Below are 25946 nucleotides of genomic sequence, written 5' to 3'. Positions count from 1 at the left end.
AACGTCAATCAACGCACCATATGCAGAGACTTTCTGCCTCATTTCCATGGTGCGCAAACATGTCCCATACCGCTTTATCTGCTGATTCTGCCCTGCGTCGTTCCGGCTTTTTCCTGCTACTGCTGTTACTCACCGCCGCCAACTTACGCACGCCCATTACCGCCACCGGGCCGGTGCTGGAAAATATTCGCCTGACATTTGGCCTGAGCGCCAGCGCTGCCGGCGTGATTAACTTTTTACCGCTGCTGATGTTCGCCACGCTGGCACCGCCAGCCGCCTGGTTCGGCAATCGCTTTGGCCTGGAGCGCAGTCTGTGGGGGGCGTTACTCCTGATCGTCCTGGGTTCACTGCTGCGAATCAGCGGCAGCGAAACGGCACTGTGGCTGGGTACGCTGATTCTCAGCAGCGGGATCGCGGCGGCCAACGTCCTGCTGCCGCCGCTGATTAAGCGTGATTACACCGCGCACACCGCGCGTTATATCGGGCTGTATGCCATGACCATGGGCATCACCGCCAGCATCGCTTCCGGCGTGGCCGTGCCGCTGGCCGAACTCAGCAGCGCCGGCTGGCGTCTGTCGCTGGCGGTCTGGCTGATTCCGGCGCTGATCGCGCTGCTGGCGTGGCTGCCGCAGCTGAAAAATCCCGCGACGCTTGAGCAGCGCGCGACAGAGGTCACCGTAACGCGTTCGCCGTGGCGTTCCGCGATCGGCTGGCAGGTTTCGCTGTTCATGGCCAGCCAGTCGCTGCTGTTTTATACCCTGATTGGCTGGTTTACCCCGTTCGCACAGGATAATGGCATCAGTCAGCTCCAGGCGGGCGGCATGTTGTTCGTCTATCAAATCGTGGCGATCGCCTCCAATCTGGCTTGTATGCGGGCGCTGAAGCAGCTGCGCGATCAGCGTCTGATCGGGCTGCTGGCTTCGCTGTCGATCTTCATCGCGGTGACCGGCCTGCTGCTGGCACCCGCATGGTCGCTATTGTGGCTGATTCTGGCAGGCCTCGGTGCGGGCGCCTCGCTGCTGATCAGCCTGTCACTGTTTAATTTACGCACCCGGGACCATCGCCAGGCCTCGAAACTCTCCGGCATGGCGCAGTGCGTGGGGTACGGGCTGGCGGCGCTGGGACCGCTGTGCTTCGGCATGCTGCATGATGTCAGCGGTAGCTGGCAGCTCCCGCTGCTGATGCTGTTGGCGGTAAGCGCGCTGCAAATGGCGATGGCGCTGCTGGCCGGACGCGACCGCGCTATCTGACCTCAGACCGTGACGGCGTTAAGCGCCTCCTGCCGTTCCAGTTCGCGCACGCGTGGGATCACTTCACGCCCAAAGAACTCCACCTCTTCATGGAAATGCAGAAACGCCAGCAGCAGTAAATCCACGCCAGCGCGTTTCTGCTCCATGATGCGCTCAGCAATTTGCTGCGGCGTGCCAATCAGATTGGTTTTGAAACCGTCGTTGTATTGCACCAGATCCTCGAAGGAGGATTTGGCCCAGTTGCCCTCGCCTTCCGGCGACGCGCTGCCGGCATTTTTCACCTCATGCTGGAAGCCTTTCACTGCATCCGGATTGGCTTTGGCGATGATCTCCTGCAGCACCGCCTGGGCTTCCTGTTCGCTCTCGCGGGCGATGACAAAACCATTCAGGCCGATTTTAACGGCGTGCTGATTGACGGCGGCTTTGGCACGGATATCGTCCACCTGCTGGCGTACGCCCTGTGGCGTGTTGCCGTTGGTGAAGTACCAGTCAGACACCCGTGACGCCATGTCGCGCGCGGCGCGCGAGCTGCCGCCCTGGAAAATTTCCGGTAGCGGATCGAGTGGTTTCGGCTTGAGCGCGTAGTCGCGGAAGCGATAAAAATCCCCGGCGAAGCTGAAGCTGCTTTCACGCCAGATGCCGCGCAGGCAGCGAATGAACTCTTCCGAACGCAGATAGCGCTCTTCGTGATCGAGCCAGGGTTCACCAATCGCTTTGAACTCGCCGCGAAACCAGCCGCTGACAATGTTCACCGCGATGCGCGGACCGTAAAGATGGCTGATGGTGGCGATCTGCTTCGCCGCCAGCGTCGGGTTCCACGGCCCCGGCAGCAGCGCGGCAATCACTTTGAGTTTTGTGGTGTGGCTCAGCAGATCCTGAGAGAAGGTGACTGATTCGTGCTGATTATCAGCGCCATAGCCAGCGGTGAAGCGAATCTGCGTCAGGGCATAATCGAAGCCAGCGCGTTCAGCGATTTTCGCCAGTTCACGGTTGTACTCCGCGTCCCAGCGCGTGCGCTGCTCGATCTGACTGATGACTAAACCACCTGAAACATTAGGTACCCAGTAAGCAAACTGCAGCGGTTTTACCTGTGACATAGGTTTCTCCTGAGACTTCTTATAGCTGGACTAACGGAAAATTATCTTCATTAATGCTTTTGGCTATAAGAGGCTATGCAGTGAGCGTGCCAGTTCCTGGCAGAGATTAAACGCCTGATTTGCGGGCTAACTGAATGAGAGGATGAGGAATGTCTGTTGCGGATGCAGCAGCCGCTGTCGCCAGGCTGTTGCAATTGCAGCCGCTCCGGCGAAAAGGGCGCTACTCCGCGTGCTGAAAAGCCTGCAGCGCGCTTCGGGTGGCGGCATCGTCAACGGCGGCACTGAGCAGCGCATCAAGCAGACCAGGAAAGCGCGCGTCCAGATCGTCGCGCCGCAGTGACAGCAGATTCTCGCGGCCAGAGGGTTTTTGCCAGATTACGCCGCTGTCACGCAGTACCCGCCAGTGATGGGTTAAGGTTGATTTGGATACGCCTTGCAGCAGCGAACCGCAGCTGCGCGCCTCCCCCTGTGCCAGCAGCGCGACGACCGCCATGCGCATCGGATTGCCCAGCGCGGCCAGCACATTCTCCAGCCTGATGGCGTCACGCGACGGATGATTTTCCAGCATTGCTTATCTCTGTAAGGGCGTAAGACAGCAAATTATCCGTGAGTCGGCGGGCGATGTATAGCGCAGTACGAGCGGTGCGCCAATCGCGCTGCGCTAATTTACGATGTCACATTGCTGCTCTATGCTTGTCACCATCTTCCACTCTTTCTTCATCACAACATGAATGCAAATCCGATAGCGCATCCCGCTGCTTTGCGGTCCCTCCAGGCGTTGTGTCTGGTCAATTTTTTCATGGCCGACGTGCGGGATGGACTGGGCCCTTTCCTGGGGATCTTTCTTACCGAGCATGGCTGGAGAGCGGATGATATTGGCTGGGCGATGACTGCCGCCGGTTTAGCCGGTCTGCTGGCTACGCTGCCGGCGGGTCTGGCAACCGATGCCACGCACCATAAAAAAGGGCTGCTGATTCTGGCCTCACTGCTTATTACGCTGGCCACCCTGATGCTGTGGTGGTTTCCTTACGGTGGAGTGGTGGTTGGCTCGCAGGTGGTTACCGGCCTCGCGGCCGCGCTTATTGCCCCGTTACTGACCGGCGTCACCCTCGGCCTGACCGGCTCTCAGGGGTTCAGCCAGCAGATGGGTAGAAACGAGGCGTTCAATCATGGCGGCAATATGACTGCCGCGCTGTTTGCCGGGTTTGCGGTCTGGCTGTGGGGCACCGATGCGGTTTTTATCCTGATGACCGCGATGGCACTGTGCGCATGTTTTGCCGTGGCCGCCATTCAGCGTAACGCGATCGATGACCGCGCGGCGCGCGGCGGTGCCCGACAGCAGGCCGCAGAGCTTCCTGGTTTCTCTGCCCTGCTGCGCAATCCGGTGCTGCTGATTACCGGCCTGACGCTGCTGCTGTTTCACCTCGGCAACGCCGCGCTGTTGCCGATGCTGGGCATTCGCGCGGCGGCAACGCACAGCGGACAGCTCAGCCCCGGTGTTTATACCGCTGCAACCGTGGTGATTTCGCAATGCGTGATGATTCCCGTGGCGCTATTCGCCGCCCGAAACGCCAGCCGCCTCGGTTTCCCGCTGCTGATCACCCTCGCGCTGGTGGTGCTGCCGGTGCGTGCCGGCATCGCCTCCCTGTTCGATGGCACCTATGCGATGGTACCGGTACAGATTCTTGATGGTCTGGCCGCCGGGCTGCTGGGCGTGGCAGTACCGGGCTACATCGTCAGCGTGCTTGACGGCAGCGGACACACCAATGCCGGCCAGAGTTTCGTCATGCTGATGCAGGGCGTGGGCGCGGCATGCAGTCCGGCACTGACCGGCAGCATCGCCGCCGCCTGGTCTTATCAGGTCGCTTTCGCCGTGCTCGGCAGCATCGCCCTCGCCGCACTGATGCTCTGGAGCCTCAGCCAGCGCATCCGATGGGTTAAAAGCCGGGCGTGAGGGGATATCTTTCCACCCGGCTTGAGTCGCGCTTCGATAAGCCGGGATAATCCCTATTCCGTCCGGGCGCTGGCGCGGTTAGTGAGCTGTGCTTTGGCCAGGGTGCGTGCCAGGATTGAAGAATAGAGCGGTTTGCCACCAAAGAACTGCGCCGCTAGCGTTGCGCCCAGGCAGGTGATGATCATCGGCAGAATCAGTTGATAATTATTGGTCATTTCCAGCACCAGCACGATGCCGGTAAGCGGCGCGCGCACCGAGGCGGCGAACAGCGCGCCCATCCCGGCGACGGCAAAGGTGGCGGCTTCCAGCTGATAATGCGGGAACCAGTCGGCGCTCAGCTGACCAAAGCAGGTGCCCAGCAGCGTGCCCAGCGTCAGCATGGGCGCAAAAATGCCGCCCGGCGCGCCTGAAGAGAAGCAGCAAATGGTGACCAGCGTGCGCAGCGCGAAGAGAGCAAACAGCGCCAGCGCGCCATAGTGTCCGGTAGCGAAATCCGGAATCAGCGTCGTTCCGCCGCTCACCGCCTGCGGCAGCAGTAAACCCAGCATGCCGCACAGTCCGGCCAGCAGGCTACCGAACAGCACCCAGCGCCCGGTACGTCCGAGATGCAGGCGCTGAAACTGGTCCTGTGCGAGAAATATCAGCCGGTTGAACGCCACGCCGCAGCCACCAAACAGCACACCCAGCACCAGATAGAGCCACAGCGTCTCGGTGGGCGCGTCACGCAGCTGACCGATATTAATGATGGCTTCGTTACCGTTGAGCACGCGAAAGACAATGCTCGACATGATCACGCCAACAAACACCGCTTTTATCGATATCAGGCTATAGCGAAACTGCGGGCGCATCTCTTCGATAATGAACAAAATGCCGGCCAGCGGCGCGTTGAACGCCGCCGAAAGCCCCGCCGCGGCACCGGTCGCCAGCAGCGTATGACGCGATTCGGAATCGCGCACGCGAAACAGATCGAGGCACATACCACCGATGTTGCCGCCAATCTGCACCGTGGGTCCTTCGCGTCCCAGCACCATGCCAGAGCCCAGCGCACCCATGCCGCCGATAAATTTAACCGGCAGCACGCGCCACCAACGCACCGGGCGCAGCTCTTCCAGCGCGCCCTCGATTTCCGGAATACCCGAGCCTCCCGCCTCTGGCGCGAAGCGGCGCACCAGAAAATAGCCGATGCCGCCCAGCAGCGCCGAAATAAAAAACGCGCTCAGCAACGCCATGGCCAGGTTATCCGCTCGCTCTGTCAGCCAGCCGATCCGCAGGTGGAGAATAAAATTGACCGCGCGATCGAAAGCCACACCCACCAGCCCGGTAAGGATACCGACCAGCGCGGCCAGCAGCAGCAATGCCAGCGGGGTTTTATCGCGTCGCAGCAGTTTTTGCAGCAGCATAAAGCGCCCGGCGCGCATCGCGTTGGCAGGCTCGGTGGCATCAGGTAAGGCAGACATCGTCATCCTCAATTACAACAGTTGAGCGCATTGGCAGCGCCGGAAAGAGTTTGGGCTTAGCATAACCAAAATTGCCTGATCGGTAACTCAATCATTCGCAACATAATTTTACCTCAGGTCGCGCGATGTGGCGTAGGCGCCAGGCTGGGTTGCGATCGGGCGCAACAAACCGGGCAGAAAATCCGCTACGCGGTGCAGGCTTGCTGCAGCATGCTCACAGAATTTTGCGCGGTGGATTGACGCGCCGACGGCAAATCACCATGATCGCGCCAGGATTAGTCACCCCGGAGCCACAAGGTGTCGGAACTCAGTAATGCATTGCTTGAAGAGATTGTCACGGACGTACGCCCCCTCACCCGTCAGGGCAAAGTGGCAGATTACATCCCGGCGCTGGCCGGCGTGGATGCCGATCAACTGGGCATCGCCATTGCCACTGCCGATGGTCGCAGCTACCAGGCCGGCGATGCGGGCACGCGCTTTTCAATCCAGTCCATTTCCAAAGTCCTGTCGCTCACCGTCGCGCTGACGCTGTACGAGGACGCCGAGATCTGGCAGCGCGTAGGCAAAGAGCCATCCGGCCAGGCATTCAATTCACTGGTGCAGCTTGAACTGGAACAGGGAAAGCCGCGCAATCCATTCATTAACGCCGGCGCGCTGGTAATGTGCGATTTGCTGGAAGGCCGGCTCACCGCGCCACGCCAGCGCATGCTGGAGTTTGTGCGTCGTCTGGCACAGCAGCCGGACATTCAGTATGACCGTGTGGTCGCGCGCTCTGAATATGAGCACTCGGCGCGTAACGCCGCCATTGCCTGGCTGATGAAGTCGTTTGGCAACTTTCATAATGACGTCAGTAAAGTAATGGAAACCTACTTTCACTACTGCTCGCTGGCGATGAGCTGCAGCGAACTGGCGCGCACGTTTCTCTATCTCGCCAATCACGGTCGCACGCTGGATGATGAGTGGGCGGTGATCTCTGCACGCCAGGCGCGGCAGGTGAACGCACTGATGATGACCAGCGGCATGTACGACGGCGCCGGAGAGTTTGCCTGGCGCGTGGGCATGCCGGCTAAATCCGGCGTCGGCGGCGGGATTGTCGCAGTGATTCCCGGTGAGATGAGTATTGCCGTCTGGTCACCGGCGCTGGATCATTCCGGTAACTCGCTGGCCGGCACCGCCATGCTGGAGAAACTCACGGAGCGGCTGGGGAGATCGATATTTTAAGGCCCGGCTCATACTGAGAGGCTTCCCTGTAAATAAAAAGAGTTAAACAATGAGCCGCCCGTTTATATCGGTGCGCATAAATGCGCACCCTACGAAAATCGTGTAATTCCTTGCTGATTGCGATCGATGGCGTGCAATAAAGTTGCAAGTGACCTGTTTATATCGGTGCGGATCAATGCGCACCCTGTGCAAATAGTGCAAATACCTTGTAGGGTCGCCATTAATGGCGACCACAAATTCTGAGCAATGACAGTTCTTGCCATCAGACTCCACTCATCCTTCAGCAATGAGAAATAGTGTTTCTCTAATGTACTCATCAGGTTGCAATTAAGTTAACAAACACACCACGTTAAGTGACTCTTTTCAAAAGGTGCGAATTTTGTCGCTCCCGGCCTCACTTTTATTAACCCTTGTGCGGCAATCGCGTTACACTTCGGCCTCATTTGTTGAAGCACTCAGTATTTGCCATGACGTTTTCCTATCACTTTCGCCAGCGCCTGACCGCCTGCGTCGCCATTGTGGCGGTGCTGCTGCTGTTCGTCGCGCCGATTGTGTCGAAAACGCTGCTGGAGCGGCAAACGCGCATTGACCCCGTGGCGTCGCACAGCCCTTCATCTGCCATGCCAATGCACCATCACGATATGCCGATGGAGATGGCGATGCCGGGCATGATGCATCACAACATGGACGACGGCGAATTTGCCTGTGGCTATTGTGATTTGCTGGTGCATGTTCCGCTGATGATGTGGGTGTTTATCCCGTTCATCTGGCTGATGCTGGTGATCTCGCGCGCCCCACCGCTGCCGCCGCTGGTGGCACCCCGGCCGCGCCGCTTCAGCGGTACCCATCGTCCGCGCGCGCCACCGGTTTTTCTTTCCTGCTGAATCTCATCAATCGGTACAACGCCTGCGCTGTGCCCTGACATTCTCTTATCGGAAGGAAGACGGCTTTGTCTGCTGTTCACTCTGCAGCACCGCGCGGCGCGGTGCTTAATCTGCTACGCCGCTTACATTTTTACATTGGCCTGTTTGTCGCGCCGTTCATCTTCGTGGCGGCGCTAAGCGGCACGCTGTATGTGCTGACGCCGCAGCTGGAAAATCTGATCTACGCCGATGCGCTCACCGCGCAGCCGCAGGGCAATGCGCAACCGCTCTCGGCGCAGATCGCCGCGGCACGCGCCTATGCGGGCGAAAATCAGCACATTTATGCGGTTCGACCTGCGCCCGCCGCGCGCGATACCACGCGCGTACAGTTCAGCGATGCCACACTCGGTCCGTCGCAGTCGCGCGCGGTGTTTATCGATCCCTACAGCCTCAAAGTAACCGGCGACATGACGGTATACGGCACCAGTGGCGTGTTGCCGCTGCGCACCACGCTCGATCTGCTGCACAGCAGCCTGTTACTCGGTGACTTTGGTCGCAACTACAGCGAACTGGCAGCGAGCTGGCTGTGGGTGGCCGCGCTCGGCGGCGTGCTGCTGTGGCTGGACACGCGGCCAAAACGCCGGCTGAAAACCGTGCGAAAGGGGTTTGCCTTTAACCGGCACTGGCACATCACGCTGGGGCTGACGCTGCTGCTCGGGCTGCTGTTCTTCTCCGTTACCGGCCTCACCTGGTCACAATGGGCAGGTAGCAATATCGATAAGATGCGCACCGAGCTTAACTGGCTGACGCCACAGGTGAATACGGCGCTCAGCGGTGATGCGCCCGCCGCGCCGGCCGATCCTCACGCCGATCACCGCAGTATGCCGGACATGGACATGACCAGCATGCCGATGTCGTCGATGGCGAAACCGGCGGCGCAGCCGGCGAAGTCACTGCCGGCAAATGCCGCCGACGCTGACTGGGATCGCGTGCTGGCGGCGGCGCGTCAGGATGGCATCCGCGCGGCTAAAGTGGAGCTGCGCCAGCCGAAGAGCGAGGGCAAAGCCTGGACTGTCAGCGAGATTGATCGCAGCTGGCCCACCCAGGTGGATGCGGTGTCCGTGAATCCGCACAGCTTCGCGATTGTCGATCACGTCTGGTTTGATCGCTTCCCGCTGGTGGCAAAACTGACGCGCTGGGGTGTCGATGCGCACATGGGCGTGCTGTTTGGCTGGCCTAATCAGCTGTTGCTGGCACTGTTTGGCCTGGGTTTGTGCAGCATGATTGTGCTGGGTTATCGCATGTGGTGGCTGCGCCGCCCGGCGCTGGATCAGGCCAGCCCGGCGCAAACCCTGAGCGCAAGCTGGCTGGCGCTGCCGCACTATGCCAAAGGGGTCTGCCTGATGCTGGCGCTGGCGCTCGGTTATGCCCTGCCGGTGATGGGCGTCAGCCTGCTGGCCTTCGTGCTGGTGGATGTACTGCGCTGGCGCAGACAACAGCGGGCGCCGATGAGCGAAGCGGAAATTCTCGCCGCGCAGCAGTCGCCGCTCGGTATCGTGCGGGCGCGCTTCACGGTGAAACGCAAGGAGATGCGTTACTACCTGCGTGGGCTGTTTATTCTGGCGCTGATTGTCGGTACGGTGATGAGCAATGCGATTATCGGCGGCGTGATCGATCAATACGGCATCCCGTTCAGCCACTGGACGCTGACCATGTATCTGACGCAGGGCTTTATGATCGCGCTTTACACCACGGTGTTCACCGCGCTGATGTCAATTCCGCTGTGGTATTTCTTCCTCGGCGAAAAGGATGATTCGCAGGGATAAGGCGTAAATAACGGCGGATGATCCCCCATCCGCCGTTTTGCCTGACAAATGTCAGCGTGTTATCCGACTCAGAAATCGGCCTTCAGCACCACGCGGTAATTAGCTTTACCGGCGCGTACGTGATCCAGCGCTTCATTGATTTTTGACATCGGGAACTCTTCCACCTGCGGTGCCACATCGGCGCGTGACGCCAGACGCATCAGCTTACGCAGCTGGCCCGGTGAACCGGTAGAAGAACCTGTTACCGCGCGATCGCCCAGAATCAGACTGAACGCTGGCACCTCAAATGGCTTCATCACCGCGCCCACGGTGTGGAACTTACCGTGCGGAGCCAGCGCCTGGAAGTACGGCTGCCAGTCCAGATCGACGGCTACGGTGCTGATAATCAAATCAAATTGCCCGGCCAGCGCGTTCAGTGCCTGCGGATCGCGGCTGTTGACCACACGATCGGCGCCCATGGCTTTGATGGATTCGGTTTTGCTGGCATTCGAACTGAACGCCGTAACTTCAGCACCCATGGCGCGCAGCAGTTTGATCGCCATATGGCCGAGGCCGCCAATACCGATTACGCCGACGCGGCTGGTAGCCGTTACATGGTGCATCAGCAGCGGTTTAAACACGGTAATCCCGCCGCACAGCAGCGGACCGGCAGAGGTAATGTCCATGGATTCCGGCAGCGGAATCACCCACTGCCAGTCGGCGCGCAGATGGCTGGCGAAACCGCCTTTGTTCATGATGGTGGGCACTGAACCGTTCTCACAGTTGACCTGCTCGCCGTTGATGCAGGCATCACAGTGCTGGCAGCTTTTCGCGGTCCAGCCGATACCCACGCGCTGACCGACCTTCAATCCTTTGTCCTGCGCCGCATCGCCGAGTGCGCTGATGCGACCAATCACTTCGTGACCGGCAATGACCGGATAAGAGGAAATGCCCCACTCGTTATCAATCATCGACAAATCAGAATGGCACACACCGCAGTAATCGACCTCAACCAGCACCTCTTCCGCCGCCAGCGGACCGGTTTCGTACTCGTACGGTACCAGCGCATCACCGGCGTTGTGTGCGGCATAACTTTTGATTTTCATTACTGTCCTCTGTTTTCAGCGTTGTTAACCCAGGAAGTCTAGCAGAGCGTATTGCATGATTATGATTAAATTTCAGCCAATTAGCGTCTATTAAGCGCAACGGGGAAAGAAAAGCATTTCGCGTTAAAGCGAATCGTGACTGGGCGGACTGCGGAACGCATGGCGCGCCTCTTCTATCAGCTGGCTGGCGGTGACGGTGGGCGGCAAACGCGTCAGCACTTTGCTGGCCTGCCAGTAACACAGCACCATCTCCTCGTTAGTTTCGTTCTCCGCCATTTCCCTTAAGCGCCTGCGCAGGCTCAGCACGTCCAGCGTTTGCTGTTCATCCACCATCTCAGCGATGGTTTGGTTGATGACCTGATGAATAATTTTCCAGGAAAGATCGGCAAACACGTTAAACCTCGTGACGTAGTAACGGGCTCCAGGCAAATGAGGAAAAGGTGCACGCCCAGCGGCATGCAAAATAATCCAACTGGGATAACTATAGCCGCTTATTTAACCAGCAGACGGCTGGCCGCCTGTGTTTGCGGTAGCTCACGGATCGGTAAATGAATTTTTTCTCTCAGCGCGCGTTGCAATGGCACTAAAACCCGGCACTGGCGCGCGACCACAGGATTTCGCAACAGATTTTACCTTGCGCTAAAACGGAGAATTCCGATAATCGCTATTTACTCATTTATATAGCGATAAGGAATCTCCGCGTGAAGACGCTTACCCTACTGTTAATGACTGCCGCCGGCGGATTGAGTTTACCGGCGCAGGCCGCTATGGATATCCGCGTGACGTATGCCGGCTCGATGGGAAAAGTGATGGATCAGGCACTGGGCCCGGCATTTGCACAACAGCATGACGGTAAGTATGAAGGTCAGGGCCAGGGGGCTTACGGCATGGCGCGCCTGCTGGCGAGCAAAAAAATCACTGCTGACGTGTTCGTGTCTATTACTCCCGGTCCGATGCAGATCCTGAAAGACGCCGGACTGATCGACAACGCAGTACCGGTAGCCAGCACCAGCATGGTGATCGCCTATAACCCGAAGGGGCCGTTTGCGCCGCAGTTTGCCGCAGCCAAAGGCAATGATGGCAGCTGGCTTCAGCTGCTGGCAGCGCCGGGACTGAAATTTGGTCGGACCGATCCGGTAAACGATCCTAAAGGCCAGAACATCATTTTCACCCTGCTACTGGCGCAGAAATATTACCGGCAGCCCGGCATCGCTGACCACATTCTCGGCGGTTACCAGAATCCCGCACAAACCCATCTGGAAGGTGGCTTGCTGACGCGGCTCGAGAGCGGTCAGGTGGATGCAGCTGCGGGCTATGAAAGCGAAGTGATTTCTGCCCATCTGCCTTACATCGCGCTGCCCGATGAAATCAACCTCAGCAATCCGGCGATGGCGACTAAGTGGTACAACACGGTCAGCTTTAGCGTCAAAGACAGCCAGGGTAAAGATAAAGTGCTGCACACCCAGCCACTGGTCTACTACGCGGCGGTGCTCAGGAATGCGCCGCACGGTACGGCCGCTGGCAAAGCCTTTGTAGATTTCATGCTGAGTCCGTCAGGACAGGCGCTGTTTAAACAGCAAGGCTATGCCGCACCGAAGGGCGATGGGCTTTATACGCCATGAAAATCCGCCATGCTGGCGCGCTGTGGCTGTCGCTGCCCGCCCTGGTGCTGCTGGCCGTACCGTTTATCACCCTGACGGACGTTACACACTGGCAACACCTGCGGCTGGCGTGGGGTGACGGCGCGGCGATTACCACTTCGCTCAGTCTGGGAGCGATCGCGCTGGTGCTGATTTTTCTGACCGGCTTACCGCTGGCCTGGTGGCTGTCGCAGGCGCGGGGAAAAATACGCTGGCTGGTGGAAACGCTGGTGATGATCCCGCTGCTGACGCCGCCGCTGGCGATGGGAATCCTGCTGGTCAGCGCTTACGGTCCGTACAGTTTACCCGGCCAGTTGCTGAGCAAGCTGGGCTGGACGCTGGTGAACAATCCCGCCGCCTTTATTCTGGCGCAGTGGTATGGCGCGCTGCCCTACTTTGTCACCAGCGCACGCTCGGCGTTTATCGCGGTGCCGCAGGAGATCCTTGAAGCGGGTCGGACGCTGGGTGCCGCGCCGTGGCCGCGCTTCTGGCGGCTGGCGCTGCCCCTGGCCGCACCGGGCCTGGCGTCGGCTACGGCACTGGCGTGGGTGCGGGCGATGGGCGAATTCGGCATTGTGATGATTTTCGCCTGGTTTCCCCACGGAATACCGGCGCAGCTGTATAACAATCTGCAAAACGACGGCGTGGATGCGGTGTATGTGCTGTTGTGGCTGTTACTGCTGTTTACCCTGCCGGTACCGCTGCTGTGTGCGCTGGCTTCCCGGCGCAGTCTTCCCGGCAACACGGCGCTGCATTAAAGGCGGGCGCGCTGCTCACTTTCACGCATTGCCAGCTGAATCGTCTGCAGCAGTGATTCAATGTCCAGCGGCCGGGTGAAGAAGGCAAAGGCGCCCCCGGCGAACATGTGGCGACAGGCCTCCAGCGTGTCATGCCCGGTCATGATGATTACCGGCAACAGCGGATGGCGTGCGCCCTGCTGCGCCAGCCAGCTCTGGTTACTGTTGTCCGGCTGACGCACGTCCAGCAGCAGACAGCCGCTTATCGCCTGCTGCCCGGCGGCAGCCGTTTCGAACGATGCCAGGTCGGCAAAGTCGGCGACATCATAATCTACAGTCCGCAGCAGAAATCCCAGTGACTCGCGCACGGACACATCATCATCCACTAACCATACTTTCGCGCCCATCGCGTACTCCGCATGTTGAAAATCAGGAAAATTTCGGCTCTGCCGCGGCGATGTCGCGCAACAGCAGCCAGGCCTGACGGTAGCTGGTTATCGATGGACGTGAAGTGCGCGGCAACGAGCACTCTCCCTGCGCCGATAAAAAAGCCCTCCGTTGAGGGAGGGCGATTTTTCCATAATTTGGCTTAGAACACCATTGGCACAAATCTGGTTAGCTGTTGCGTTGCAGGTGGCTGCTGACAAAAGCGCGACAGCGCGCAGAAATCGGTTCGCTAAACACCTGCTGCGGCGTTCCTGACTCCTCAATTTTACCCTGATGCAGAAACACCGCTTTGCTGGACACGTCCCGCGCGAAACCCATTTCATGCGTGACGATAATCATGGTGCGTCCCTCTTCCGCCAGGCTGCGAATCACGCGCAGCACTTCGCCCACCAGCTCCGGATCAAGTGCGGAAGTCGGTTCATCAAACAGTATCGCTTTCGGCTGCTGCGCCAGCGCCCGGGCAATTGCCACGCGCTGTTGCTGACCACCGGAGAGCTGTGACGGCCACGCGTTGCGTTTCTCATATAACCCGACTTTATGCAGCAGCGCTTCGGCTTCGGCGACGGCCTCCTGATGGCTGCGCTTCTGCACATGGATCGGCGCCTCAATGATGTTCTGTAGCACGGTTTTGTGCGGCCACAAATTGAACCCCTGAAACACAAAGCCGAGCTGCATCCGCATCAGCTTGATGCGGCGGCGCTGTTCGCGGCTCAGCTTCTCGTCCGGATTATCAATGGTGACCACTTCATCACCCACGGTAATTTCACCGGCCTGTGGCACTTCGAGAAACGGAATACAGCGCAGCAGCGTGCTTTTACCGGAGCCGCTGGCGCCGATCAGCGAAATAACGTCGCCATCCTGCGCCGTCAGGCTGATGTCATGCAGCACTTCATGCCCGCTATAACTTTTTCTGAGATGGCTCAGGGCAATAGTGGGTTTATTCATTAACGTGCTCCAGCATGATAAGGGGACAAACGACGCTCCAGCAGCGCCACCGCTTTGCTCACCAGCACGGTCAGCAGCAGATAGATAATCGCCGCGCTGATAAACACCTCCAGCGCGCGGAAGGTTTCTGACACGATGGAATCGGCGATGCCGGTCATCTCCATCAGGCTGATGGTGCTCACCAGCGATGTGGATTTGATCATCGAGATGATCTCATTACTGTAGGCCGGCAGCGCCTGACGCACCGCCAGCGGCAGCGTAATGCGCCGCAGCGTGGTGAAGCGTGACATGCCGCTGACTTTCGCCGCCTCCAGCGACTGCACGCTAACCGCATTCAGCCCGCCACGCAGGATTTCAGCGGTGTAAGCGGCATCGTTGAGAATCAGCGCGATCAAACCGCACCAGTAGGGTTCACGCAGCAGCGGCCACAGCACGCTTTCGCGCACCGCCGGCAGGCTGCCGAGGCCGTAGTAAATCATGAAGATCTGAATCAGCAGCGGCGTACCGCGAAACAGCCAGACGTAAAAACGCGTGACGTAACTGCCGAGGCGATGCTGGCGCAGCAGATTCAGCAGCAGCGCCAGTACCCCGCCGCCCAGCAGCGACAAGACCGCCAGATTGAGCGTCAGCGGCAGCCCGCGCAGCAGTGCCGCCAGCGTGTGCTGTAAAAAGGTGAAATCCATCGTGGCTCCTTACAACCGCGCGCGTTGTTGCCCGCGCATGGCCACTTTTTCCACATAGCGGAAGAAAAAATCCGAACAGGTGGTGATGATCAGATAAATCACGGCGCCCACGCTGTAGAAGAAAAACGGCATCTGGGTGGAATTCGACGCGGTGGAAATCTGGTTCATGGTCTCCACCAGCCCGGTCACTGACACCAGCGCTGACTCTTTGATCACCGATTGCCACTGATTGCCCATGCCAGGCAGCGCGGTGCGCAGCGCCTGCGGCACAATCATGCGGCGGAACAGCATAAAGCGGCCCATGCCGGTCACCGTAGCGGCTTCCAGCGTGCCAGCGGGAATGGCGTAAAACGCGCCGCGAAATACGCTGCTCTGGTAAGCGCCGGAAATCAGCCCGATAGCGATGGCGCCGGCGACAAAGCCGTTGACGTCAAACGGTCCCTGCAGGCCAATGGCTTCACCGATAAACCCGACCACCTGCCGCCCACCAAAGTAGAACAGGTAGATCACCAGCAGCTCCGGCACGCCGCGAAACAGCGTGATGTAACCGCTGGCAACACGCTGCTGCCAGCGGCCGCCACCAATCTGCATCCAGCACAGCAGGCTGCCGAGCATCGCGCCCAGCAGCCACGCACACAGCGAGACCGTTACCGTGACGGTAGCGGCGTCCAGCAGCACGCCGCCCCAGCCTTCGTCACCAAACCCTAACAGTTGCCAGTCAATAGTCATAAGCGCTCAGCATTACTCCGCAGGCGCGACGTTCTCGCCGAACCATTTCTCTGACAGTTGCTTCAGCGTGCCGTCTTTGATCATTGACAGCAGCGCTTGGTCCAGCGCGGCCTTCAGCTCCGGATTGTTTTTGCGAATCGCAATCGCTGAACCCTGGCCCAGCACGCCGCCCACAAAGCCATAACCGGTGCTGTTGACCGTGTCCGCATGTTTTTTCACATAGGCATTGAGGTTGGTGCGCGATGCCATGACCGCATCAACCCGGCCATTGAGCAGATCGGCGAAGGTTTCCGGGCCGGCCTGATAGGTACGGATAGTCGCGACATCACCGAGGTATTTGTTGAGGAAATCGGCCTGAATGGTAGCGACCTGCACCGCAATGGTTTTGCCTTTGAACTTCGCCTTCAGCGCGTCGATGGCTTTGTTCATACCGGCTTCATCGGTCGCCTGTACCACTTCACCGTTGCCCGGCAGGGTATCCACTGCGCTGCCCTTCAGCGTGACGAAGCCCGAAACGCTCACGGTGTACTGATGGGTAAAATCCACCACTTCTTGACGTTTTGGCGTCACGGTGACGGCATCGACCACTGCATCATATTTGCCATCAGCGAGGCCGGGGATCAGTCCGGACCACTTTTGCGCGACGATTTCATATTTGAACCCCGCGCGCTTCGCCAGTTCGGCCACCATATCGGGCTCGTAGCCGACAATTTTGCCGCTCGGCGTGGACTGGTTAAACGGCGGATAGGCCGCTTCGGTAGCGAATTTTAACGTGCCGAAATCTTTGGCCTGAACCACAGCGGCAGCAGCCAGCAGCAACATGCCCGCGGAGGCGGAGAACAGCCCTTTACGCATCATCATAAAACCTCATTATTATCAGGAGAGTAAGTCGATCGCTATACGGGCCAGAGCCTGTGTGCCAGCGTGAATGCTGCGTTCGTCCGGCTGATAGTCGGAGTTGTGCAGATGGTCATCGCGCCCCGGCGCGCCAGAGCCGATATGGATCTGACAGCCCGGCACACGCTCGGTAAACAGCGAGAAATCTTCCGCGCCAAAGCTGCTGCTGGGTTTTGCCACTACCGGCTTGCCGAACTGATGCGACAGAATCGGCTCCAGTGCATCAATCAGCGCATCATCATTCATCAGCGGCGGTACGCCTCGCTGATAATTGACCTCAATCCGCGTATTGAGCGACAGCGCGACACCGGCACAGATGCGGCGGAAAGCGTCTTCCATGTGAGCGCGCGCCTGCGGTGATTTAGCGCGGATGGTGCCCTGAATCAGGCAGCTGTCGGAGATGATGTTATGGGTGGTGCCGCCGTGGATATGGCCAATCGTCAGCACAGCAGAGTTCGCCGGATCGAGCTCGCGCGACACAATGGTCTGCAGCTGAGTCACCAGACTGGCGGCGGCAATGATCGGATCGGTACCCATGTGCGGCCGGGCGGCGTGGGTGGATTTGCCGTGAATCACAAGATCGAATTCATCGCTGGAAGCGGTGCTGGCACCGCGCGTCAGGGCGATTTCCCCTGCGGCCAGCTCTGGCTTATTGTGCAGCGTGATTGCCACATCAATGCCGTCCGCTGCGCCGGCAGCAATCATGGCTTGCGCGCCGCTCTCTGGCGTCTCTTCCGCCGGCTGAAAAATCAGCCGCACCGTGCCGTGCAGCTGGCTGCGCAGGTCCGTGAGGATCGCCGCGACACCGAGCAGCGTAGCCGTGTGGATATCGTGGCCGCAGGCGTGCATTTTACCCGGCCAGATGCTGCTAAACGGCAGGCCGGTTTGCTCATGAATCGGCAGCGCATCCATATCGGCGCGAAGCAGCACGGTTTTGCCCGGCTGCGCGCCGGTAATGTCTACCATCACGCCAGTGCGGCCCACGCCGGTTTGCGGCGTCAGCCCGAGGCGCAGCAACTCCTGCTCCACGATGGCTGCGGTGCGGACGGTATCGAAACCAAGTTCCGGATGTGCGTGAATATCGCGCCGGATGGCGATGAGGTGCGCCTGCATGCTTTCACTTCTGGCGCTGATATCCCTGGCTAAAAGAATTTTATGATCGGTCATGGTGGTAATACGGTTATGCAGGCTGTCGCCTGGCCGTTATGGCATTTTTATGAAATTTAGCGTTTTATTTATTCACAGCCACAGTCATATTGCAACGCACAAATCCTTTCCTTAATTGCTGAATTTGCGTGATATTTTCCTAAAACCCTGCCTGTGCAGGATAAACCTTATAAAATGCATGCTCAGTCAGTTATAACATTCATAATTCGCAAACGATCATCAGTTTTACTGATTTTGTTATTGAACATAAAAGCATCGCATTGCTCAGCCATCAATCTTTGCTCTGCTCCGCCTGGCTGAGTAGCCACGCACGAACCGCACTCACCGTTGCCTGCTCACGCGGACGACGCGGAGCCACCAGATACCAGCCGGCATCAAAGGGCATCTCACGATGCCAGGCGGGAACCAGCCGACCGCTGGCCAGATCGTTCTGCACAAAATGCGGGCTGGTCAGTGCGATACCCTGACCACTCAGCGCCGCTTCCAGCGCCAGCGCGGTCTGGTTGAAGCGCAGATGATGCTGATGCTGCAGCGACTGGCCGGGAAACATAAACGCCAGGAAGGCTGGCCACAGGTGATGGCCATCGTGCAGCAGCGGATAGCGCAGGCAATTTTCTGGCTGCGCCGCATCGCCGTGTTGTGCCAGCAGCGCCGGGCTGACCACCGCCAGCACCGTCTGGCTAAACAGCAGCGTGGCCTCCAGCCCGCTACCAAACGGCGGCCGGCCATAGCGCACCGCCAGATCGACGCCTTCATGGTGAAACTGCACAAGCCGTTCAGAGGCCAGCACGCGCAGGTCGATATCCGGCCAGGCCGCGGTAAATGCCGGTAAACGCGGCAGCATCCAGCGGCTGGCAAAGGTTGGAGTTACGCTCAGCGTCAGGCGATCCGGCTCCGGGCGCAGCGTGCGCGTCGCCTCATCAATCAGCTCAAATGCCTGTCGAATGTGCACCGCATAGCCTGCACCGGCAGCGGTCAGCGCCAGCGAACGCGGCAACCGATCGAACAGTTTCAGGCCCAGGCTGGCCTCGAGACCGCGAATATGCTGCGCAACCGCACCCTGCGTCACGCCGAGCTCTTCAGCGGCGAGGCGAAAATTAAGGTGCCGCGTCACGGCTTCAAATACCCGAAGTGCATTCAGCGACGGTAATGCCTGAAAGCCCTGATTCATCCTGTAGTTTTCCTATCGTCAATTGCCAGCTGAGCTGACTCTCTGCGGCATCTCCCGGCCATTATACTGGCATCACAGGATATTTAATTGATGAGGTTACTCACATGACAGTAGAAAAAGTTGCGGTGATTGTCGCAGGTGGCAGCGGTATGGGCGCAGCGGCAGCTGAGAAGCTGGCCAGCGAGGGTTTCAGGGTTGCGATTCTTTCCTCCTCCGGCAAAGGCGAGGCGCTGGCGAATCGTCTGGGCGGGCTCGGTATTACCGGTTCGAATCAGTCAGTGGACGATTTGCAGCACCTGATTGATGCCACTCTGGCGCGCTGGGGACGTATTGACGTGCTGGTTAACAGTGCCGGTCACGGTCCGCGCGCGCCAATCCTCGAATTAAGCGATGATGCGTGGCAGCAGGGAATGGAAACCTACTTCCTCAACGTGGTGCGCGCTGTACGTCTGGTCACGCCGATCATGCAGCAGCAGGGTGGCGGCAGTATCATTAATATCTCGTCGGCATGGACGTTTGAACCCACCGACATGTTCCCGACCTCGGCCGTGTTTCGTGCCGGTCTGGCTTCTTTCAGTAAAATCTTTGCCGACACCTACGCAGCTGAGAATATTCGTATCAATAACGTCCTGCCTGGCTGGATTGATAGCCTGCCGAAAACGGATGAACGGCGCGACAGCGTGCCCATGCAGCGCTACGGCACGGCTGCAGAAGTGGCGGCTACCATTGCGTTTCTTGCTTCGCCCGGCGCGGCTTATATCACCGGGCAGAATCTTCGCGTGGACGGCGGCGTCACGCGCAGCGTGTAACCGGCTTTGCTGTGCCTGATGGCCACAGCGGCATCTGATATCCGCTGTGGCTATTGCCTGCCTGCTAAGGAATTTCTCAGCCTGTTTTCAAGACTGGTCTTGTCGTTTCGCGGCCTTATAACACGTCAGAATGTTCTTATTCGCTGACAGAATTTTCTGTTCTCAGCTGCCGGATATTCCCGGTAAAACTTTCTGATTTGAGGTCGCTATGCCACTACTTCTTCGTATGCGTCTGCACACGCTGCTAACTCCCGAACGCCATCTGATCTGGCGTTTCCTGCTAACAGGTTGTGCATTTTTCTGGATTCTGCTGGTGGTTGCCGTGATGGGGCTGCGCTGATCGGTTGCTGGCTGTTGTGAGGGATGATTATGGTATTAATGTTATCGCCGCGCCTCAGTGCGCTGCTGAGTTTTTCCCGCCGGTTACTGTGCCAGCTGGCACTGGCTGCCAGCCTGCTGTTCTGGATCGGCGTGGTGGCGGCAATCGTCATCGCGTACTGACTTAATGTGCCTGTAGCCGCGCGGATAACTGTTCCGGCGGCAGCAGCGCAAATGCGCGTTTCATCACCCGCGCCTCGTCAGCCGGGGTGCGACCAAACATCCGCTTAAACTCCCGGTTAAACTGTGAATCACTTTCGTAACCGACGCGTGCGGCGGCACCGGCGGCGGTGAGATTATCGCGAATCATCATCAAACGCGCCTGATGCAGCCGTAAGGACTTGAGATACTGAATCGGCGAGGTCTGCGTGACGCTTTTGAAATGCAGATGGAAGCGCGGAACGCTCATGCCCGCTTCGCTGGCCAGATGCGGCACATCCAGCGGCTGCTGCCAGTCAGCATGAATGCGCTGCAACGCCCGCGCGATGCGGCCAAAATGCCCCTGATAGGTCAGCGCTGCGCGCACCGCACCGCCCTGCTCACCCAGCAACACACGAAAGCAAATCTCTTCTACCCGTGCCGGGCCTAAAACCTGCGCTTCCAGCGGATCGCTCAGCGCCTGCAACAGGCGCAGCGTGCTGTCCGCCAGCGTCTCATTTACCGGCGTCGAAATAATGCTGGCTGGTGTCTCCGCCAGCGGAATGTCTGCCGCTGCGACCTGCGTCACCAGTCGCGCCAGCGTGGCCGCATCCAGACGGATAGCCAGCCCCAGCAACGGTTCAGCCGAGGTCGCTTCAGTCTCAGCGGAGAATGGCAGCGGCACCGACAACACCAGATAGTGCTGTGCGTCGTAGCGATACATTTTGTCGGCAAGAAACGCCCGCTTCGAGCCCTGACAGATAATGATGATGCTCGGCTCATAAAGAACCGGCGTGCGCGCCCACTGCCGGTCGGCACGCATAAAGCGCACGCTGTCGAGCAGTGAAGCGGTATAACCTTCCTGCGGTGCCAGCTGGCGCAGCAGCGCGCAGGTCTGCTGTTGTACGGTTTGCGACATAACGGATTCCGGTGAGAGGTTCAGGCAAAGCATAGCCAGTTTTCTTCCCTGCTCACAACCGTGACGAGAGAATCAGGCAATGATGCGCCACAATCCGGTCTGTTCGCTTTAGCCGGCGTTTTCCACAATAGCCTCGTCAACCAACACGAGGAAACCATCATGGCTCATTCCAATGCGAAAGTGATTATTCTGACCGGTGCCAGCAGCGGCATCGGCGAAGCAATAGCGCGTCTGCTGGCCAGTCAGGGGCATAAACTGGTGCTCGGCGCGCGCCGTACCGATCGGCTGGCAATACTGTGTGATGAACTGCGTGCCAGCGGCGCGCAACTGGATTATCTGGCCACCGACGTGACGCAGCGTGCCGATACGCAGCAACTGGCCGATTTTGCCCGCGATAAATATGGCCGGGTTGATGTGATGATCAACAATGCCGGCGTCATGCCGCTGTCGCCGCTCAGTTCGCTGAAGGTAGATGAATGGGATCGTATGCTCGATGTCAACGTGCGTGGCGTACTGTACGGCATCGCTGCCGTGCTGCCGCTCATGGAGTCGCAGCAAAGCGGCCATATCATCAATATCGCCTCGATTGGTGCGCTGGCGGTATCGCCGACGGCAGCGGTGTACTGCGCCACAAAATTCGCCGTTCGCGCCATTTCGGATGGCCTGCGTCAGGAATCGCGCCAGCTGCGTGTGACGGTCATTAATCCCGGCGTGGTGGAATCGGAACTGGCGGACACCATCACTGACGAGACCGCACGCGTGGCCATGCAGAGCTATCGTCAGATTGCGTTAAAACCCGAAGCCATTGCGCAGGCGGTGAGCTGGGCCATTAATCAGCCTGGCGAAGTTGATGTCAATGAGATCACGGTGCGCCCTACTGCCAGCGCACATTGAGGCAGATTGGGCCTGGCGATTTCAGGCTGAAATCGCCCTGGCCTGCGCGTCTGGTGACAGCGCGCGCAGGCCATCACGCTTACAGCCAGCCCGCTTTTTTCAGCCGCCACCACATAACGAAACAGATCACCAGCGTGACCGACAGCGCCGCCGGATAGCCAAAGTGGCTGTGCAGCTCTGGCATGTCAGAGAAGTTCATACCGTACATACTGAAGATGATGGTCGGCACAATCAGGATTGCCCCCCAGCCGGCCAGCTTTTTATTCACCTCACTCTGCTGTACCGAGACCAGTGCCAGATTCACCTGCATGGCGCTGGCCAGCGTTTCGCGCATGTCTTCGGCATCAATCATGACGTGGTGCGCGTGATCCTGCACGTCGCGCAGATAGGCGCGCAGATTTTTCGGGATGATATCTTCATGGAAGCGCACCAGCTGCGGGCAGATCTCTGTCACCGGCATCGCCGCATTGCGCAACGACAGCAGCTGACGCCGCAAGTGGTAGACATTCTCCAGCGTGACGCTGTCAAAGCGGGTGGTGAACATGCCGTCTTCCAGGTCAGCAATACGTTCACTCAGCGATTCGGTGATTTTGCTGTAGTTGTCGACGATAAAATCGAGGATGCAGTAGAGCGCATAGCCGGGTCCCTGGCACAGCATGGCATGATTTTTCTCGGCTTTAGCGCGGATCGCTTTATAGCCCTCAACCGAACCGTGACGCACGGTAATCAGAAAATTTTTGCCGAGGAAAAAGTGGGTTTCGCCAAAGCTGATGCGCTGGCGATCTTCCATGTGTGCGGTTTTCACCACGATAAATACCGATTCGCCGTACTGCTCAATCTTGGGCCGCTGATGCGCCACCAGCGCATCCTCAATCGCCAGCTCATGCAGGCTAAACTCCTCCTGCAGCGTTTGCATGAACGCCGGATCGGGTTGATACAGGCCAAGCCAGACGAACGATTTTTCCTCTTTCAGCACTTCGCTGATTTGATCGACTTCGACATGCTCTTCGCGTTTGCCGTGGCGATACACCACGCAGTTAATCACCATTTTCGCGTTGTCCTTATTGTACTCACTATCCCTAATCATAGCTGCAAAGCAGGTGCCAGTGCGCCGTCATCTTTGCGCCGGACGTCTCGCCGCCGCTTACGGTACGCCAAAATAGCGCAGCAGCGCCGTCATCACCGCCGCACCGATGATTACCAGTATCAATGGCGCGCGACGCCAGGCGAGAAACACCGCGAACAACACGCCGGTCAGTCGCGCGACGCCGGCGAAATCGGTGCCCTCAAACAGCGCGGTGGTGACAGCGACAGCCAGCAGCAGCACCGTTGCCGCGTCGGACAGCATGTTGCGCATACGTTCCGACATGTGCATCCGGCTGCCCAGCCGGTAACCGGCAAAGCGAATCGCATACGTCCCTGCAGCCAGCAGCGCGATGCCGGCAATCACTAAACTATTTTGCATCTTTGCGCTCCCGCCAGCTCAGCAAACCGAGTAAAGAAAACAGCACCGGCATACCGGCTGGCACAAAAGGCGTTGCCAGTACGGACAGCAGCGCACCGAGGGTGGCCGGAATACGCGTGCGACGCTGGCGCAGCGCCGGGAAAATCAGCGCGATCAGGATGGCCGGAAACACCGCATCCAGGCCAATCGCCGACACATCAGGAATAAAGCGTCCAATCACCGCACCGGCAATCACCGTGAGCGGCCAGATGGCAAAAATACCCAGTCCGCAAATCCAGTAAGCCGCCCGACGCTGCGCCAGCTTTGGCTGTGAAATACCGAACACCACGCTCTCGTCATTCATGATATGGCAGCCCAGCAGACTGCGTCCGCCCTGCCCGACCAGGTCTTTCACCGCAATGCCAAACGGCAGATGACGTGCGTTGACCAGTAAACCGGCTGCGGCAGCGGTTAGCGGACTGCCGCCGCCTGCCACGATGCCGATAAATAAAAACTCGGATGCCCCCGCCAGCACCAGCGTCGAGAGCGCAATCGGCACCCAGAGCGGAAAGCCGTCGGCAGCGGCGAGAGAACCATAGGAAAGGCCAACGATGCCGTCGGCCAGACAAACAAGGAAGATCGCTTTCAATACGCCGCGATCAAGCGGTACGGCACCCAAACGCATCACAATTTGATCTCATAACGAACAAGAAAGACGTTATAATGAACGCACCGTACGTGTTTTACAAGATGAACAAAACGTTCGATATAAAGAACAGGAGTAATTGTGACCCCGCCCATTGCTATCATTGCCGCCGGACTGGTGCGCGAACGCCAGCGTGCCGGACTTTCGCTGACAGAAGTAGCGCGCCGCGCTGGCATCGCCAAGTCAACGCTGTCGCAACTGGAGGCAGGCAACGGTAACCCCAGCATTGAGACGTTATGGTCACTGTGTGTGGCGCTGAATATTCCCTTTGCACGGCTGATGGAGCCGGAAGTGAAAAAGATGCAGGTGATTCGGCGTGGCGAAGGCATGGTGGTGTCAGCAGAGTTAGCAGACTTTCAGGCCGCGCTACTGGCCAGCTGTCCGCCGGGCGGCCGCCGCGATCTGTATTTGATTACCAGCCAGCCCGGCGCACCGCGCGCGTCAAAACCGCATCCACCGGGTTCCGTCGAACACATTATCCTGGCACGCGGCCGCGCGCGGGTTGGCCTGATGGAAGCGCCGGTCGAACTGTTCCCGGGCGATTATATTTGTTATCCCGCCGATGAACCGCACATCTTCGAGGCGCTCGAGGCCGATACCATGGCGGTACAGTTGTCAGAGCAGAATTAGGTGTGCAGCCTGCAAATATGGACTCGCTCACAGCAAAAGTTTGTGAGCTCAATCCGTTTAGTGGTTACTGAAAGCTCCGCAAAAGGCAATCTGCCGTGCCGGGATAATAGTCGGTGGCATAATAAGGATTACAGCGCCTGTAAAGCGTTGATGAGTAATGGCTGCTGCTGAATCAGATAAAGCATTTTCAATGCCGGACCGGTAGGGTTGCGTCTGTGCTGCTCCCAGCTACGAACAAGATCCACGCTAACGCCCATCGCATGGGCAAATTCAACTTGTTTTAGCCCGGCATTCTTTCTGATCAGCTTTACATCCGGCAGTTCATGACGGTGGACACGGTTCATATCCGGTGATTCATGACCCTGCTCAATGGCGACCATTTCCTGTACGCTTTCCAGCAGGTCATTAAATAGCTGTTTTTCCATAATTTAATCTTCGCAGGTCTGTGGCTTAGAGGTTTATTTGTTGGGTAAATACTTTCAGCAACGCTTTTTCCGCTTCATTTAAATCATCCTTCACATTTTTGGGATAGATGAGTAACAGATAAATTCTGCCTGAGCTCAGGCGGGTGTAATAAATAATCCTTGTTCCGCCACGTTTACCCATTCCGGCCCGGCTCCAGCGAATCTTTCTGCATCCTCCGGTCTGACTGATGGTGGCACCCGACTCATGATGCTCCAGCAAAAAAACCTGGAGTTCCTGAAATTCGTTATCGTCTGCCAGCAGACTTTTACGAGCTTTTGAAAACACGCGTGTTTCGATAAATTCCAGATAATTACCTATCACTTTAATCGTACCCCGTACTAATTTCCAGCTATTTTTAGTACAGGGTACTGCCGCAAGGCTTTGAGCGAGATGC

The 25946-nt window shown here is 58.4% G+C and carries 30 protein-coding genes; 12 read left to right on the top strand and 18 right to left on the bottom strand.

Annotated features, from left to right (window positions below; translation table 11 throughout):
* The first annotated feature begins 59 nt into the window (after nt 1–59).
* Nucleotides 60–1250 (top strand): MFS transporter, encoded by a 1191-nt coding sequence (locus C1N56_RS22390; protein ID WP_127835014.1) that lies wholly within the window; start codon nt 60–62, stop codon nt 1248–1250.
* A gap of 2 nt (nt 1251–1252) precedes the next feature.
* Here the strand turns inward: C1N56_RS22390 and sfnG are convergent, their stop codons facing one another.
* Entirely contained in the window at nt 1253–2347 is a 1095-nt protein-coding gene (gene sfnG / locus C1N56_RS22385) for a dimethylsulfone monooxygenase SfnG (RefSeq protein WP_021508881.1), read from the bottom strand.
* Nucleotides 2348–2567: 220 nt separating this feature from the next.
* A complete protein-coding gene (locus tag C1N56_RS22380) occupies nt 2568–2915 on the bottom strand; it encodes an ArsR/SmtB family transcription factor (protein ID WP_021508880.1) in 348 nt (115 codons plus the stop codon).
* A 159-nt stretch (nt 2916–3074) separates the two neighbouring features.
* Here C1N56_RS22380 and C1N56_RS22375 point away from each other — a divergent pair, with 159 nt between their 5' ends.
* Nucleotides 3075–4301, top strand: a complete 1227-nt coding sequence (locus C1N56_RS22375; RefSeq protein ID WP_394517589.1) for an MFS transporter — start codon at nt 3075–3077, stop codon at nt 4299–4301.
* A 53-nt stretch (nt 4302–4354) separates the two neighbouring features.
* On the opposite strand, the gene clcA is transcribed toward C1N56_RS22375, so the two are convergent.
* Complete coding sequence (clcA, locus tag C1N56_RS22370; RefSeq protein ID WP_081316036.1) at nt 4355–5758, bottom strand: H(+)/Cl(-) exchange transporter ClcA; 1404 nt, start codon at nt 5756–5758, stop codon at nt 4355–4357.
* 297 nt (nt 5759–6055) lie between these two features.
* On the opposite strand from clcA, the gene glsB reads away from it, so the two are divergent.
* From glsB to C1N56_RS22355, 3 genes are all read left to right on the top strand, one after another.
* A complete protein-coding gene (gene glsB / locus C1N56_RS22365) occupies nt 6056–6979 on the top strand; it encodes a glutaminase B (RefSeq protein WP_058781037.1) in 924 nt (307 codons plus the stop codon).
* Nucleotides 6980–7446: 467 nt separating this feature from the next.
* Nucleotides 7447–7863 carry a DUF2946 domain-containing protein gene (locus C1N56_RS22360; protein ID WP_021508875.1) on the top strand — a complete coding sequence of 139 codons (417 nt, stop codon included), beginning with the start codon at nt 7447–7449 and terminating at the stop codon, nt 7861–7863.
* 65 nt (nt 7864–7928) lie between these two features.
* Nucleotides 7929–9668: a DUF2534 family protein gene (locus tag C1N56_RS22355; RefSeq protein ID WP_394517588.1), complete on the top strand. Its 1740-nt coding sequence runs from the start codon at nt 7929–7931 to the stop codon at nt 9666–9668.
* 68 nt (nt 9669–9736) lie between these two features.
* On the opposite strand, the gene C1N56_RS22350 is transcribed toward C1N56_RS22355, so the two are convergent.
* Nucleotides 9737–10753, bottom strand: coding sequence for an NADPH-dependent aldehyde reductase Ahr (locus C1N56_RS22350; protein WP_021508873.1), 1017 nt, complete (start codon nt 10751–10753; stop codon nt 9737–9739).
* Between the two features lie 123 nt (nt 10754–10876).
* Entirely contained in the window at nt 10877–11146 is a 270-nt protein-coding gene (locus C1N56_RS22345) for a hypothetical protein (protein WP_010616678.1), read from the bottom strand.
* Nucleotides 11147–11478: 332 nt separating this feature from the next.
* On the opposite strand from C1N56_RS22345, the gene C1N56_RS22340 reads away from it, so the two are divergent.
* The gene (locus C1N56_RS22340; RefSeq protein WP_215481414.1) at nt 11479–12375 is read left to right on the top strand and encodes an extracellular solute-binding protein; all 897 of its coding nucleotides are present in this window, start codon (nt 11479–11481) and stop codon (nt 12373–12375) included.
* Nucleotides 12372–13151: a molybdate ABC transporter permease subunit gene (locus C1N56_RS22335; protein ID WP_215481153.1), complete on the top strand. Its 780-nt coding sequence runs from the start codon at nt 12372–12374 to the stop codon at nt 13149–13151. Before C1N56_RS22340 ends, C1N56_RS22335 begins: the two co-directional genes overlap by 4 nt.
* On the opposite strand, the gene C1N56_RS22330 is transcribed toward C1N56_RS22335, so the two are convergent.
* The 7 genes from C1N56_RS22330 to C1N56_RS22300 all read right to left on the bottom strand — a co-directional run bounded on the left by C1N56_RS22330 (nt 13148) and on the right by C1N56_RS22300 (nt 19169).
* On the bottom strand, nt 13148–13537 hold the full coding sequence (locus tag C1N56_RS22330; RefSeq protein WP_215481151.1) for a response regulator transcription factor: 390 nt from the start codon (nt 13535–13537) through the stop codon (nt 13148–13150). The two genes, C1N56_RS22335 and C1N56_RS22330, sit on opposite strands and share 4 nt — an antisense overlap.
* A gap of 208 nt (nt 13538–13745) precedes the next feature.
* A complete protein-coding gene (locus C1N56_RS22325; protein ID WP_215481150.1) occupies nt 13746–14522 on the bottom strand; it encodes an ABC transporter ATP-binding protein in 777 nt (258 codons plus the stop codon).
* Nucleotides 14522–15205 carry an ABC transporter permease gene (locus C1N56_RS22320; RefSeq protein WP_215481148.1) on the bottom strand — a complete coding sequence of 228 codons (684 nt, stop codon included), beginning with the start codon at nt 15203–15205 and terminating at the stop codon, nt 14522–14524. Before C1N56_RS22320 ends, C1N56_RS22325 begins: the two co-directional genes overlap by 1 nt.
* A 9-nt stretch (nt 15206–15214) precedes the next feature.
* On the bottom strand, nt 15215–15934 hold the full coding sequence (locus C1N56_RS22315; protein WP_058758979.1) for an ABC transporter permease: 720 nt from the start codon (nt 15932–15934) through the stop codon (nt 15215–15217).
* 12 nt (nt 15935–15946) lie between these two features.
* Nucleotides 15947–16795 (bottom strand): transporter substrate-binding domain-containing protein, encoded by an 849-nt coding sequence (locus tag C1N56_RS22310; RefSeq protein WP_254185875.1) that lies wholly within the window; start codon nt 16793–16795, stop codon nt 15947–15949.
* Between the two features lie 15 nt (nt 16796–16810).
* Entirely contained in the window at nt 16811–17998 is a 1188-nt protein-coding gene (locus C1N56_RS22305) for a M20 metallopeptidase family protein (RefSeq protein ID WP_215481146.1), read from the bottom strand.
* A gap of 271 nt (nt 17999–18269) precedes the next feature.
* Nucleotides 18270–19169: a LysR substrate-binding domain-containing protein gene (locus C1N56_RS22300; protein ID WP_394517587.1), complete on the bottom strand. Its 900-nt coding sequence runs from the start codon at nt 19167–19169 to the stop codon at nt 18270–18272.
* A 104-nt stretch (nt 19170–19273) separates the two neighbouring features.
* On the opposite strand from C1N56_RS22300, the gene C1N56_RS22295 reads away from it, so the two are divergent.
* From C1N56_RS22295 to C1N56_RS22285, 3 genes are all read left to right on the top strand, one after another.
* Complete coding sequence (locus tag C1N56_RS22295) at nt 19274–19978, top strand: SDR family oxidoreductase (RefSeq protein ID WP_058758976.1); 705 nt, start codon at nt 19274–19276, stop codon at nt 19976–19978.
* A 208-nt stretch (nt 19979–20186) separates the two neighbouring features.
* Complete coding sequence (locus tag C1N56_RS22290) at nt 20187–20318, top strand: hypothetical protein (protein WP_256378117.1); 132 nt, start codon at nt 20187–20189, stop codon at nt 20316–20318.
* A gap of 29 nt (nt 20319–20347) precedes the next feature.
* The gene (locus C1N56_RS22285) at nt 20348–20479 is read left to right on the top strand and encodes a hypothetical protein (RefSeq protein WP_254919538.1); all 132 of its coding nucleotides are present in this window, start codon (nt 20348–20350) and stop codon (nt 20477–20479) included.
* Between the two features lies 1 nt (nt 20480).
* On the opposite strand, the gene C1N56_RS22280 is transcribed toward C1N56_RS22285, so the two are convergent.
* Nucleotides 20481–21413: an AraC family transcriptional regulator gene (locus C1N56_RS22280; protein ID WP_021508860.1), complete on the bottom strand. Its 933-nt coding sequence runs from the start codon at nt 21411–21413 to the stop codon at nt 20481–20483.
* A gap of 159 nt (nt 21414–21572) precedes the next feature.
* On the opposite strand from C1N56_RS22280, the gene C1N56_RS22275 reads away from it, so the two are divergent.
* Nucleotides 21573–22307, top strand: coding sequence for an SDR family oxidoreductase (locus C1N56_RS22275; protein WP_058781030.1), 735 nt, complete (start codon nt 21573–21575; stop codon nt 22305–22307).
* A gap of 79 nt (nt 22308–22386) precedes the next feature.
* Here C1N56_RS22275 and corA read toward each other — a convergent pair whose 3' ends face one another.
* From corA to C1N56_RS22260, 3 genes are all read right to left on the bottom strand, one after another.
* On the bottom strand, nt 22387–23355 hold the full coding sequence (gene corA / locus C1N56_RS22270) for a magnesium/cobalt transporter CorA (protein ID WP_394517586.1): 969 nt from the start codon (nt 23353–23355) through the stop codon (nt 22387–22389).
* A 96-nt stretch (nt 23356–23451) separates the two neighbouring features.
* Nucleotides 23452–23772: an AzlD domain-containing protein gene (locus C1N56_RS22265; protein WP_058781029.1), complete on the bottom strand. Its 321-nt coding sequence runs from the start codon at nt 23770–23772 to the stop codon at nt 23452–23454.
* Nucleotides 23762–24436, bottom strand: a complete 675-nt coding sequence (locus C1N56_RS22260; protein ID WP_021508855.1) for an AzlC family ABC transporter permease — start codon at nt 24434–24436, stop codon at nt 23762–23764. The genes C1N56_RS22265 and C1N56_RS22260 overlap by 11 nt, the downstream gene beginning before the upstream one ends.
* 102 nt (nt 24437–24538) lie before the next feature.
* Between C1N56_RS22260 and C1N56_RS22255 the strand changes: the two genes are divergently transcribed.
* The gene (locus C1N56_RS22255; protein ID WP_058758972.1) at nt 24539–25087 is read left to right on the top strand and encodes a helix-turn-helix domain-containing protein; all 549 of its coding nucleotides are present in this window, start codon (nt 24539–24541) and stop codon (nt 25085–25087) included.
* A 128-nt stretch (nt 25088–25215) separates the two neighbouring features.
* On the opposite strand, the gene nadS is transcribed toward C1N56_RS22255, so the two are convergent.
* Nucleotides 25216–25512, bottom strand: coding sequence for a NadS family protein (gene nadS, locus C1N56_RS22250; RefSeq protein ID WP_150360107.1), 297 nt, complete (start codon nt 25510–25512; stop codon nt 25216–25218).
* A gap of 25 nt (nt 25513–25537) precedes the next feature.
* A complete protein-coding gene (locus C1N56_RS22245; protein WP_394517719.1) occupies nt 25538–25870 on the bottom strand; it encodes a type II toxin-antitoxin system RelE/ParE family toxin in 333 nt (110 codons plus the stop codon).
* Nucleotides 25871–25946 lie beyond the last annotated feature (76 nt).

This window comes from Pantoea sp. SGAir0175 (assembly GCF_043547855.1).
This window is presented reverse-complemented; position numbering and strand designations above follow the sequence as displayed.